Here is a 12,333-nt window from a genome sequence, read left to right as displayed (position 1 = left end):
CCCCGTCCGAGAGCCGGTTCAGGTTGACGGCGTCCGGGCTGGTCTCGAAGGTTATGCGGAAGCGCTCGTCGGCCCGCGCAGCTGCTGCTCGGCCCGCTCCCGGCCCGTCACCTCCAGCTGCAGCCGGGCCACCGTCTGGCGCAGGCTGGCGGTCTGGTCCAGCACCGCCTGCGACAGGCCGGCGGTGGCTCTCCTCGCCGGCTCCGCCTCGACGCGCACGATGACGCCCACGAAGAGCAGCAGGCTGGCCGTGAGCAGCGCCGGGCCGAGGCCGCTGAGCGAGGCGAACCCCGATGAGCGGCTGGTGATGGAGGCGATGCGCACCAGGCCGAAGGCCGCCACCACCAGGCAGGACGCCAGGAACCAGCGGGCGGTGGCGGCGCCGCGCCGGGTGGTCGGCCACGCCCAGCGCCACCATCATTCGAAGGTAGCCACCGCCGGCGCCACGCCGCAGTAGAGCGCCAGGCGCCCGGGGCCGGCGGGGGCAGCAGGGGCGCCGCGGCCAACCCACGCCGGTCCCAGGTCACGAGGCGGGCCGCCCGGTCGAGGCGCGGGGTGGTGCACCTGGGCGTCCGGAGTAGGCCCGCGCGTAGGCGGCGGTCAGCAGCGCGGTCGCCGCCGCGAAGAACGGGGCGCGGCCACCGCCCACTGGGGCGAGCCCGGCCAGAGCCAGCGGGCCCCCAGGCCGGGTGATGGCCAGCTCGTAGGCCAGGTAGGCGTCCAGCACCGCCGCCAGGCGAGCGCTCCAGCGGTGCGGCACCAGCCCCATGATCAGGCTGAGGATGACGACCAGCAGGAGCGCGCCCGTCTCCAGGCCGGCCAGGGAGCCCCAGCCCCAGGGCGTGCAACAACCTCCAGCCCCGGGAGGCGCTCCAGAGGTGCGCCTCCACCACGACTGGCCTGCTCCCCCGGAGGTGGACGGGCGCACCACCACCCACCACCCAGGCGTCGAGCCGATCCACCAGCGGCTGGTCCCAGGTGACCTGCCAGGAGCCCGGCGAGCCGCCCTGCAGCGCGGCGTGGAGCCACACCACGCGGGCGCCGACGCCGAGCCCGCGGGCCGGCTCGCCCACCGGGCGGAAGCGGCCGGCGCGAGCGGCCGCCAGCGCCGCCGGCGCGTCGAGCGGGGTGCCCTCCTCGACCAGGTAGTCGAGGTGCGCCCGAGCTCCCGACCTGGGCGCTCGTCGAGGACCAGCGGGGCCGCCGCGGTCGCGGCAGGTGAGCCGAGCGGAGAGCGCGACGGCGAGGGAGGTGGCACGGCGTCGCATCGACTGGACATGCTGCCACACCGGCGCCGCCGCGAAGGCCCCGTCGTGGTGGGATGCGCCGGCGTGCGGCGAGACGCCGCAGCGCCTGCGCTCCTCCAGGGCGGCGGTCCAGGCTCCCAGCACCTCCCAGCCAGCCGCGACGAGGCGGCGGGTAGGGCGGGCCAGCGCGCCGGGGTATCGTGGGCGCGAGCACAGCGGGGCTGGCGCAGCCGACGCCGGGCGCGAGGGTGGAGGCTGCATGGCTCGACGAGGCCGCGGGCGCGACTGGCACCCGGAGTGGTGGATCCCGGCGGTCTACGCGGCCCTCTCCGGGGTCTGGATCTACGGGTCCGACACCCTGGTGGCGGCCGTGGCCGGCTCCATCGAGCAGCAGCGTCTCCTCTCGGTCTACAAGGGGCTCGGCTTCGTGGCCGTCACCGCCGCGCTGCTCTTCGCCGGGCTGCGCCTGACCCGGCGCCGCGACCTGGCCGGCGCCCGCCACCTGCGCGAGAGCGAGGCGCTGCTGCACGCCATCACCGACGCCATCCCCGACCCGGTGTTCCTGAAGGGTCGCGACGGCCGGTGGCTCTTCGCCAACCCGGCCACGCTGCAGGTCATGGGCAAGGCGCCGGGCCAGGTGCTCGGCAGGACCGACCTCGAGATCTACGGCGACCAGGCGGTCGCCGCGACCCTGATGGAGACCGACCAGCGGATCATGGCGTCCGGCGTGGCGGAGGTGCTGGAGGAGCGCATCCTCGGGCCCCAGGGCTACCGGACCTTCCTCTCCTCCAAGGCGCCCTACCGCGACGCCGAGGGCCGGGTGGTGGGGCTCATCGGCAACGCCCGCGACATCACCGACCGCAAGCGCGCCGAGCGGGACCTGCTGGCCGCAGAGGAGCGCGTCCAGCAGGCCCAGAAGCTGGAGAGCGTGGGGCGGCTGGCGGGCGGGGTGGCGCACGACTTCAACAACCTGCTCACGGTGATCCTGGGCGCCAGCAGCGTGCTGCAGGAGGACCTGGAGGCGGGCCGGCCCGCCTCGCTGGAGGACGTGTCGCAGATCGCCGCCGCCGGCGGCCGGGCCCGCGAGCTGACCGGCCAGCTGCTGGCCTTCGCCCGCCGGCAGGTGACGGCGCCGGTGCCGCTCGACCTCAACGAGGTGGTGCGTTCCAGCGAGCGGCTGCTGCGCCGGGTGCTGGGCGAGGACGTGGCGCTCTCGGTCGACCTGGAGCCCCGGCCCTGGACGGTGGTCTGCGACCCCGGACAGCTGGAGCAGGTCATCCTCAACCTGGTGGTCAACGCCCGCGACGCCATGCCCCGCGGCGGCCGGCTGGCCCTGCGCACCCGCAACCACGTGGTGGACGAGGCCGAGGCCGCCCGCGACGTGAAGGCCCGGGCCGGCGAGTGGGTCCGCCTCACGGTGGAGGACTCCGGCACCGGCCTCTCGCCGGAGGCGCTGGCCCACCTCTTCGAGCCCTTCTTCACCACCAAGCCGAAGGGGAGCGGCACCGGGCTCGGGCTGGCCACGGTGTACGGCATCGTCACCCAGGCCGGCGGCTTCGTGTGGGCCCGGAGCAGGCCGGGCCAGGGCGCCAGCTTCGAGGTCAACCTGCCCCGCCGGCTGGCGGCGGCCGTGACGCCGCGGCCGGTGGTCCCGGAGCGGGTGGCCGGAGGGACCGAGACGGTGCTGGCGGTCGAGGACGACCCGCTGGTGCGGGAGATCACGGCGCGGGCGCTGCGGAGCGGCGGCTACCAGGTGCTGGTGGCCGCCGGCGGGGTCGAGGCGCTGGAGGTGGCGTCGCGGCACCAGGGGCCGCTGCAGCTGCTGGTCACCGACGTGGTGATGCCCGGCATGGACGGGCTGGCGCTGGCCGACGAGCTGCGGCGCCGGCGCCAGGGACTGCGGGTCCTCTTCGTCTCCGGCTACTCCCAGGACGTCATCAGCCACCACGGGGTGCTCGATCCCGGGGTGGAGCTGCTGGCCAAGCCCTTCACCTCCGGCGCCCTGCTGGCGCGGGTGCGCGCGGTGCTCGACGCCTCCGGGTGAGCGCCCGTCAGTCCCGGATGGGCCAGGCGTTGCGCCCCCTCGCCGATGCGGGTAGATGCCCACAATGGATCCGGTCTCCTGCCTCTGCACCAACGCCCGCCGCGCCGCCCTGGTGCTGACGGCGCGCTACGACGCGGCGCTGGCCCCGCACGGCCTCAAGGTCACCCAGTTCTCGCTGCTGCACGCGGTCAAGCGGCACGGGGCGCCCAACCTGACGCGGCTGGCCGAGGCCACCGGGCTCGATCGCAGCACGCTCGGCCGCAACCTGCGCGGGCTGGAGGGGCTGGGGCTGGTGGCGCTCTCGCCCGGCGACGACCTGCGCGACCGGGTGGTGGCGCTCACCGAGGCAGGACGCGAGCGGCTCCGGCAGGCCGGTGAGGCCTGGCGGGCGCTGCAGGGCTCCCTGGGGGCCGCGCTCGGCGAGGACGCCGGGCGGTTCACCGAGGTGGCCAGGCGGGTGGTTGAGTTGGTGCGGCCCGGCCCGGCGCAGGTGGAGGCGCCGTGACCGGCCCCGCCTCCCGCGGCTGGCGGAGCCCGGCGGTGATCCTGGGCGCGGGCGCGCTGCTCCTGGCCATCTCGCTCGGCATCCGGCACGCCTTCGGGCTCTTCCTGGCGCCCATGTCGCGCGACCACGGCTGGACCCGCGAGGTCTTCGCCTTCGCCATCGCCCTGCAGAACCTGGTGTGGGGGCTGGCCCAGCCCGTCGCCGGCCGGCTGGCCGACCGGCTCGGCGCCGCCCGGGTGATCCTGGTGGGCAGCGCGCTCTACGTGGCCGGCCTGGTGCTGATGGCCGGGGCCCACACCGGGACCATGCTGGCCGCCTCGGCCGGGCTGGTGATCGGGCTCGGGCTCTCCGGCACCACCATGCCGGTGGTCTTTGGGGCCATCGTCCGCTCCACGCCGCCCGAGCGGCGCAGCCTGGCCATGGGGGTGGCCATGTCGGTGGGCTCGCTCGGCCAGTTCGCCATGCTGCCGGGCGCCCTCTCGGCCATCGAGGCCTTCGGCTGGGGCGCCACGCTCCTCGGGCTGGCGGCGCTGGGCGTGCTCATGGCGCCGCTGGCGGCCGCGCTCGGCGAGCGCCCCGCCGCCGGGGCGACGCGCCGGGCCATCCGGCCGCTGCGGGCCGTGCTGGCCGAGGCGCTGGCCCACCGCGGCTTCTGGCTGCTCTCGATGGGCTTCTTCGTGTGCGGCTTCCACGTGGTCTTCATCGCCACGCACCTGCCGGCCTTCCTCACCGACCGCGGCCTGCCGCCCCGGACCGGCGCGGTGGTGCTGGCGCTGGTGGGGCTCTTCAACATCGCCGGCTCCTACCTGGCCGGGCTCCTGGGCGGCCGCCTGAGCAAGCCCGGCCTGCTGGTGGGGCTCTACGCGGCGCGGGCGGTGGTGCTGGCGGCCTTCATCCTCCTGCCGGTCACCGAGGTGACGGCCTGGGCCTTCGGCGCCGCCATGGGGCTGCTCTGGCTCTCCACGGTGCCGCTCACCAACGGCACGGTGGCCACCGTCTTCGGCCCCGACGACTTCGCCCTGCTGGGCGGCATCGTCTTCCTGTTCCACCAGGTGGGCGCCTTCCTGGGCGGCTGGCTGGGCGGGCGGCTCTACGTGCTGACCGGCAGCTACGACGTGGTCTGGTGGCTCTCGGTGGGGCTGGCGCTGCTGGCCGCGCTCCTCAACCTGCCCGTCCGCGAGGTCCCGGTGGCGCGCCTCGGCGCCGCCCCGGCGCGCGCCACGTGAGCCGCACCGTGCTCCGGGCCGTCCTGCTGGTGCTCCTGGCGCTGGTGGCGCTCTGGGCCTTCGTCTCCTACCTGCAGCCGGGCTTCACCGGCGAGCTGGCCGAGGCGCTGCTGCGCTGCAACTGAGGGGCGGCGGCGCTGTCGCTGGCCGGGCGCGGCGCCCCGGTCACGGCTCCTCGAAGCCGGCCCCGTCCGCCTCGTCCGGCTGCCCCACCACCGGGAAGGCCACCAGGATCAGCCCCAGCGCCGCCAGCATGGGCGGGAGGTGGGCCAGGTCGGAGGTGAGCCCGAAGCGCAGGCAGCTCCCCAGCGCGGGGTCGTCCCGCACCTCGCAGGTCCCCTCGAGGTGGCCGCGCTGGTCCGCCACCAGCCGGAGCGAGACCCAGCCCTCCATGGTCTCCAGCAGGGCCTCGCCCCGGCCGGAGGCCTGCAGCGCCGCCAGCTGCTCGGCGAAGCGCTCGAACTCCTCGCAGCGCAGGTCGGCCTCGAAGCGGCCGCGGAAGGCGCCGGCGCGCACCTCCAGGTCCACCTTCAGCCAGTTGCCGTCCCAGAACTCCTGGGTGGCCGGGTAGGAGCGGCGCAGCGGCCGCAGGCAGACGTGGTTGGCCGTGTCGGCGCCGACGCGCAGCTCGGTGGGGCCGTCCAGGGGCGTCACGCCTTGCCCGCCAGCCGCTCGCTGGTGGAGCGCAGCCGCCTGGCCAGGGTCGCCACGAAGAAGCGGTGCAGCTTCACCGCCATGCGGTCGTTCAGCGCCAGGAGCTTCTGGAAGCGCTCGCGGGTGATGCAGAACGCCTCCACGTCCACCTCGGCCACCACCCGGGCGCTGGTGGGGGCGTCGTCCACCAGCGCCATCTCGCCGGCCGGCGAGCCCGGGCCCATGCGCGCCATGGCCTCCTCCCGGGCGCTGCGGCGCAGCACGCGGGCCGTGCCCTTGCGCAGGACGAAGAGCGCCGCGCCCGGCTGGTCCTGCTCGATGAGCACCTCGCCGGCCTTGAACCGCCGGATCTCGCAGGCCTGGTAGACGGCCTTCATCTCGTCGAGGGCCAGCTCCTTGAAGAGCGGCGTGCCCTTCAGGAAGTCGAACCCGTCCATCATCATGACCAGCTGGGTGGCCCGGCCCGGGGCCCGCGCCGGCGCCCCCGGCTGGCCCGCGCCGGCGGCCAGGCTGGGGGCGGCCGGGGAGGCGCCGGGCGGCGGGGTGGTGGGCAGCGGCGGGGCCGCGGCCGGCGGGGGCGCCGCCTGCAGCGCCTTGAGGCGGGCGCCAACGTCCAGGAAGGAGAAGTCGAAGGTGAGCAGCCGCCTGTAGATCTGGGCAGCCTGCTGGACGTTGCCGCGCTGCTCCAGCGCCCGGCCCAGGTTGTAGAAGACCGCGGCCGTCTCCTTCCCCAGCTCGGCCGCCTGGCAGACCTCCAGGTACTTGCGGATGGCCAGGTCGAGGTGGCCGTGGGTGGCCAGGATCTCGCCGATGAGCCGGCAGGCCTCGAAGTACTGCTGCTCCGACTTCTGCACCTTCTGGAGGAGCTGCAGCGACTTGTCCATCCGCTTCATGCGGAAGTAGAGCTTGCCGGCCACGAAGTGGTTGACCGACCGCTCGAAGTTGACGGCCGCCTTGTCCCAGGCCTCCGCCGCCAGGTAGAGCTCGGCCGCCTGCTGCCAGCTGGAGTTCTTCTCGAACATCTCGGCGGCCTTGAGCCGGTCGCCGGCCCGCACGTACATCTCGGCCGCCATGTAGGCGTCGTCGGCCCGCTCGAACATGGCGCCGGCGTCGGCCCAGCGCTCCAGGTTCTCGAAGACCTGGCCGGCCTTGGCGTAGTCCTTGGCCGCCACGAACATCTCGGCGGCCTTGAGCTCCACCTCGCGGTCGCCCGCCACCGCCGCCAGCACCCCGTAGCCCAGGTCCTCCTGGCAGTTGCCGTAGAGCCGCGCCGCGTCGTCCACCCGGCCGCGCCTGAGCAGCGCCACCATCGAGTCGGTCAGGGTGCCGGAGTCGAGGTACTGGTCGGCCGCGATCTCCATGGAGGGATCCAGCTCCAGCACCTCCTCGGCCGCGGCCGCCTCGGCCCCGGCGTGGGCGGCGCGCAGCTCCACCACCTTGTCGGCCAGCCCGGCCAGCTCGTACAGCTGGATGGCGCGGCCGTGGTTGCCCAAGGAGGCGTAGATCTTGGCGGCGTCCTCCCAGGCCTCGCCCCGCTCGTAGACGGCGGCGGCCCGCTCGCGCTCGTTGGCCCGCATGAGGGCGGCGGCGGCGCGACGGTAGTCCTTGGCCTTCTCGTGGAGGGCGGCCGCCTTGAGGTGCTGGCCGCAGGAGGAGAGGAGCGCCGCCGCCTGCGGTCCCCGCCCGGTCTGCTCCAGCAGCCAGGCGGCCCGGTCCACCCCGCCGCCCTTGGTGTAGGCGGCGATGGCCCGCTCCAGGTCGCCGCCGCGCTCGAAGAGGGTGGCCGCGTCGATCCACTGGCCCTCCGCCCCGGCCTTCTCCGCCCGCTTCAGCAGCTCCGCGCTGGTCGCCATGGCCACTCGTCTACCCGATCCGGGCCGCGGCGGGTATCGCCGCGGCTGCTTCACGCGCCTCTTCCGCCCAGGACCACCCCGGTGGGACTCGCCCCGCGAGGTGCTAGACTCACCGTATGAATCGTACCGAGGGTCCTCCCTGGAGCCAGGTGGCTCGTCCCCTCATGGGGGCGGCCGTCGTGGCCCTGGCGCTGGCCGCCTGTACGCCGGGGCACTCGCCCGCGCCGGTACCGGGGGGCAGCGTTTCCGGGCGAGTGGAGTTGACCGGCCAGCCGCCTCGCGCCGGCCTCCAGGTGGACCTCACCGGACCCAGCGGACCCCTGTCCACCACCTCGGACGTCGCTGGGGACTTCCGCTTCGTCGACCTCGCCCCCGGCACCTACTCGGTGGTGGCCTCGGTGGGCTCCACCAGGGAAGGGACCAGGTCGGCCACCGCGGTGGTCCCGACCGGCGGCCAGGCCTCGGTCTCACTCACCTTCACGCCATACGGCACGATCGTTGGCAGCGCGCCTCCCGGCGCGCGCTGCCGCCTCGTCGGAATGGGCCTGGACCAGGCCGCCCTGGCCGGCCCCGACGGCGTCTTCCGCTTCCCCGAGCCCGCCACCCTGCCGGCCGGCGGGCTCGCGCCGGGGCCCTACCGGTTGTCGGTCTCCCTGCCGGAGACCGTGGAGGGCACGGTCGAGGCGGACGTGATCGTGGGCCACGGTGAGCTGGCCCACCCGCCGTTCGCCTTCACCCGCCTGGGCTCCATCGAGGGCAGGCTCATCCTCACGGGGCTCCCTCCCGAGGCCGGACTCGAGGTGAACGCACGCGCCGCAGGCGGCCCCCTCCTCTCCACCCGCACGGACGCCGATGGCGCCTTCTCGTTCACCGGGCTCCCTCCGGGCAGCTACGACCTGTCGGCCTCGGTCGACTTCACCGAGGCGGTGGCTGGGGCGACCACCGTGGAGGTTCCTGCCGGCGCCACGGCCACTGCGGCCCTGGTGCTGGTGCCGTTCGGCACGGTCGAGGTCGCCGTCCTCGTCGACGGCGCGCCTGCCCCGGCCGGCGTCCCCTGCCGCCTGGTCGGGCAAGGCCAGGACCTCGCACGGCAGACCGACGCCACCGGGCGCTGCAGCTTCCCTGGGGAAGGCACACCTCCGCTGCCCGGCCTCCAGCCTGGGAGCTACCTGCTCTCGGGCACCGTCGCCGCTGCGGGCACGATCAACCAGGTCGTCCAGGTGGGCAGGGGGCCGGCGCTGGCCTCGCCGCTCCGCTTCATCCGGCTCGTCTCGATCGTCGGTGGCGTCGTCCTGCAGGACTTCATGAAGGAGTCCGGCTTCCGGGTCACGGCCCAGCTCGACGGTGGCGCCCTCCTCGAGACCTTCACGAGGCCGGATGCCACCTTCGCCTTCGAGGGAGTCACCCCCGGGACCTACGCCGTGTCGGCACACGTTCCGCACACCCTCGAACAGCAGCAGACCAGCATCGTCTCCGTCGAGGCCGTCACCGGAGGGGAGGTCCTCTTCCACTTCACGCCACGCGCCGTGGTGATCGGGGTGGTCCACCTGGGCTCGGGGCCGCCGCCCGCAGGCACCCGCTGCAGCCTGCGCTGGGGCGGCAGGGAGTTCCAGGCCGCCACGACCGGCCAGGACGGGGCCTTCCGGTTCCCCGACTCCGCGAGCCAGCAGTCCATCACCGTCGGCGCCTACACGCTCTCGGTGTCCATCCCATCGACCCGAGAGGAGGTGGTGGAGGTCGCCGTGGCGGTCGAGCGGCTGGAGACGGTGGTGCCGGCGCTGCACTTCACGCCCGAGGGCGGCCTCGCAGGCCTGGTCACGCGAGCGGGAGGCGCCCCTGCCGCCGGTGCGCTCGTCTGGCTGGAGGCGACGGGCGATGCGGTCCGCAGCGACGCGGACGGCGTCTACCGCTTCTCGCGGGTGCCGGCCGGGACCTACCGCGTCCATGCCGTGCTGGGGGGCCACCGGCAAGGCTCGATCGAAGGCCAGGTGGTGCCCTGGAACGAGGAGGCACTCGCCCCTGCCATCGCGCTGGCCGCCGATGTTCCCGGCCAACCCTCGGTGGGCAGCCTGGCCGGCACCGTCAGCGTCGCGGGCCTCGGACGGCAAGTGGGGGTGCTGGTCTCCGTGGACGGGCTGGGCCGCTCGGCCGTCTCGGGACCCGACGGATCCTGGAGGATCGATGGGGTCCCGGTCGGCCTCTGGTCGCTCTCCCTGTCGCTTGGCGACCGCTCCGAGCAGGTGCCCGCCGCGGTGTCCACTCCTGGCTCGGAGGGCTACCTGCTCGACGAGCGGCTCTACCCGATCGGCGACATCGAGCTCCAGGGCGGGCGGAGGATCTGCGCGGACTGCTGGCCGGTTCGCTCGGGCGGCACGGCGGACGGCAAGGGGCTGGTCATCGCCGGCGGCACGCGCCTTCTGGCGGTCCCGCTGGACGGCGGGCCCGCCATCGTCCTGGCCGAGGACCTCCAGCACCTCCTGGAGGTTAGCCCCCCGGCGCCAGGGGGCGCGGCCTGCCACGTCATCTACGCCTCCCTCGACGGCGGGCTGAAGGCAGTCCCGTGCTCCGGGGGACCATCGCTCACGATCGGGCCGTCCGCCATGCCCGGACGCTTCAGCCCCGATGGGCGCAGGTATGCCGCGCGCGGTGCGGACGGCATGATCTGGTACGCCGACCTCGAGCTCGGCGAGGCGCGCCCCGTCGTCGCGGGCGACCTCGCGGAGGCGCTCGGCCCGGACCACGTCGCCTTCATCGATTCCAGCGGCGACGCGTACGGCTCCCTGGCCTGGGCCGATGGTCGGGCAGCCAGGCTGATGGGTGCCAGGTCGGACCGGGTCCTGCTGGACGGCGGCGCCCGCCTCGTCGCCCTCCAGCGGCCCCTGGGAAGCCCGTACCCCGACGCCGCCCTCATCGGGCCTGCCAGCGGCCCGCTCGAGGCCATCGTGGAGTCGTCCGAGGGGGTCTGGGTCACCAACTGGACCATCTCGCCGGACGGCCGCTCCGTCGCGCTGGAGCTCATGCGCCAGTACATCTACGGGCGCTGGGTCGTGGTCGCCTCCACCATCGATGGCCACCGCATCGCCACGCTGGAGCCCGGCTCGGCCCTCGGCCACTGGTCGCCCGACTCCCGGATCTTCGTGTACCGCGGCGCCGGCGCCACGGTCGTCCAGGTGGACGGCGGCACGGCGCCTGAGCTCCCCTGCCGCCCCGAGCTCTTCTCGGACGATGGCCGGCTGGCAGCTTGCCGGGCGACCGGGGCGCTGGTCGTCCTCGATACCCACACCTGGGCCGTGGCGGCGAGCATGGCGACCGGGGCCGGCAGCGAGTTGCTGGGATTCACGCCGGACGGCGCCGGGCTCTGGGCCCGGGACGACCTCGGCCTCCACCGGCTCGACGTCCCCTCCGGGTCCAGCGCCAGCCTGCCTGCCCCCGGCAACTTCGGCGCGGCCCTCTCGGCGGACCGTCGCTGGGTGACGTACGCGACCAGGGACGAGCGGGTCCACGTGGCGCCGGCGTCGGGTGGCCCAGCGGTTGCCGTCAACCCGCCCGAGTTGCCGAGCCGCGGCCTCCGGGTCCTGGAGTCGAACGACATGGTGGCCTTCTGGTCCGGCCTGGGGACCTACCTCGTCCCTGCGGCCGGGGGAGCGCCGCTCTACGTGGGCGACAAGGCGCCATACGGGTGGCCGCAGCCCCTGGATGGCCTGGCCCCCGGGGGTGGCGCCATCTCGTGGCTGTCGCCAGAGGGGGTGTTGAAGAGCGCGTCGCTGCCTGGCGGTGATCCCGTGGAGGCGGCGGTGGGCGTACGGTGGTTCGACCACCTGCTGGGCGGCCTCCGGGCGCGCACCGCGGACGACGAGTGGTGGGTCGGTCCCGAGGTGGGCCCGCTCCGCCCGCTTGGCCCCGGAAACTCCGAGATTGGAGAGCTCCCGACCTCGGGGCGGGTCGCGGTGCGTCACCAGTCCGGAGCGATCGCCGCCGTTCGGATCGTCGACGCCGACGTGCTCCCGCTGGCGACCTGCCCGAGTGGTGTGGACGAGGGGTTCCCGCAGGTCCACGACGACCGGTTGGTCTTCAGCTGCGGAGGCGTCCTCCATGCGGTGCCGACTGAGGGCGGCGCGGTCACGCCGAGCGTTCGGGGCGACGGCACCGTCGACACCATCTGGTTCGACGCCCGCCGCTTCATGATGATCCGCGCCGGCGCCCTCCCGCCCTATCGGTTCCAGAACGGAACCTACCTGGTCGCGCTCCCCTGAACGGCCGGCGCCCGGGATCGGCGCCCCATGCCGGCCCGCGTCACCCGCGCCGGCGCACCAACCGCACGGGACCACCCGCCAGGGCCGTGTCACGGCGCCGCCAACTCGGCACCTCAAGCACCCAGCACCGTCACGCGCGCCGGCCGCCTGGGGTATCGGTCTCCGCGCGCACCGCCCACCCGTGGAGGTTCACCATGAGCCGCTCCCCAGGCCCACGCCTCGCCCTCGCCGCCCTCCTGCTCACCACGGCCCTGGCCGCCTGCTCCAAGGACGACCCGCCGCCCACCACGGTCACCTTCGGCCACGGGGTGGCCAGCGGGGATCCGCTGGCCGACCGGGTCATCCTCTGGACGCACGTCGCCCCGTCGCGCCAGGAGCCGGTGACCCTCGAGTGGCAGGTGGCCACCAGCGCCGCCTTCACCACCCTGGCCGCCTCCGGCGCCGCCACCACCTCCGCCGCCGCCGACTACACCGCGAAGGTGGACGTCACCGGCCTGGCCGCCGGCACCACCTACTGGTACCGCTTCCGCCACGGCGACCAGGTCTCCCCG

At 74.9% G+C, this 12,333-nt stretch carries 8 protein-coding genes; 5 read left to right on the top strand and 3 right to left on the bottom strand.

Annotation, left to right across the window (positions count from 1 at the left end; all coding sequences use genetic code 11):
* Positions 1-107: 107 nt before the first annotated feature.
* Positions 108-1,508: a hypothetical protein gene (locus tag IPO09_15440; GenBank protein MBK9518708.1), complete on the bottom strand. Its 1,401-nt coding sequence runs from the start codon at positions 1,506-1,508 to the stop codon at positions 108-110.
* Here IPO09_15440 and IPO09_15435 point away from each other — a divergent pair.
* The 3 genes from IPO09_15435 (at position 1,507) to IPO09_15425 (ending at position 5,022) form a co-directional block, all read left to right on the top strand.
* On the top strand, positions 1,507-3,291 hold the full coding sequence (locus IPO09_15435) for a PAS domain-containing protein (protein MBK9518707.1): 1,785 nt from the start codon (positions 1,507-1,509) through the stop codon (positions 3,289-3,291). The two genes, IPO09_15440 and IPO09_15435, sit on opposite strands and share 2 nt — an antisense overlap.
* A gap of 64 nt (positions 3,292-3,355) precedes the next feature.
* Positions 3,356-3,796, top strand: a complete 441-nt coding sequence (locus IPO09_15430; GenBank protein ID MBK9518706.1) for a winged helix-turn-helix transcriptional regulator — start codon at positions 3,356-3,358, stop codon at positions 3,794-3,796.
* On the top strand, positions 3,793-5,022 hold the full coding sequence (locus tag IPO09_15425) for an MFS transporter (protein MBK9518705.1): 1,230 nt from the start codon (positions 3,793-3,795) through the stop codon (positions 5,020-5,022). Before IPO09_15430 ends, IPO09_15425 begins: the two co-directional genes overlap by 4 nt.
* 165 nt (positions 5,023-5,187) lie before the next feature.
* Here IPO09_15425 and IPO09_15420 read toward each other — a convergent pair whose 3' ends face one another.
* A complete protein-coding gene (locus IPO09_15420; protein MBK9518704.1) occupies positions 5,188-5,676 on the bottom strand; it encodes a hypothetical protein in 489 nt (162 codons plus the stop codon).
* Entirely contained in the window at positions 5,673-7,529 is a 1,857-nt protein-coding gene (locus IPO09_15415) for a Crp/Fnr family transcriptional regulator (protein ID MBK9518703.1), read from the bottom strand. The genes IPO09_15420 and IPO09_15415 overlap by 4 nt, the downstream gene beginning before the upstream one ends.
* 539 nt (positions 7,530-8,068) lie before the next feature.
* On the opposite strand from IPO09_15415, the gene IPO09_15410 reads away from it, so the two are divergent.
* Together IPO09_15410 and IPO09_15405 are read left to right on the top strand one after the other, a co-directional pair.
* Positions 8,069-11,782 (top strand): carboxypeptidase regulatory-like domain-containing protein, encoded by a 3,714-nt coding sequence (locus tag IPO09_15410; protein ID MBK9518702.1) that lies wholly within the window; start codon positions 8,069-8,071, stop codon positions 11,780-11,782.
* Positions 11,783-11,976: 194 nt separating this feature from the next.
* Positions 11,977-12,333 (top strand): PhoD-like phosphatase N-terminal domain-containing protein (locus IPO09_15405; GenBank protein MBK9518701.1); only part of this gene is annotated, 357 nt, incomplete at its 3' end.

The organism is Anaeromyxobacter sp., from assembly GCA_016718565.1.
Lineage (GTDB): Bacteria > Myxococcota > Myxococcia > Myxococcales > Anaeromyxobacteraceae > JADKCZ01.
Note: the sequence above shows the minus strand (reverse complement) of the source record. Positions and strands in the feature narration are given on the sequence as shown.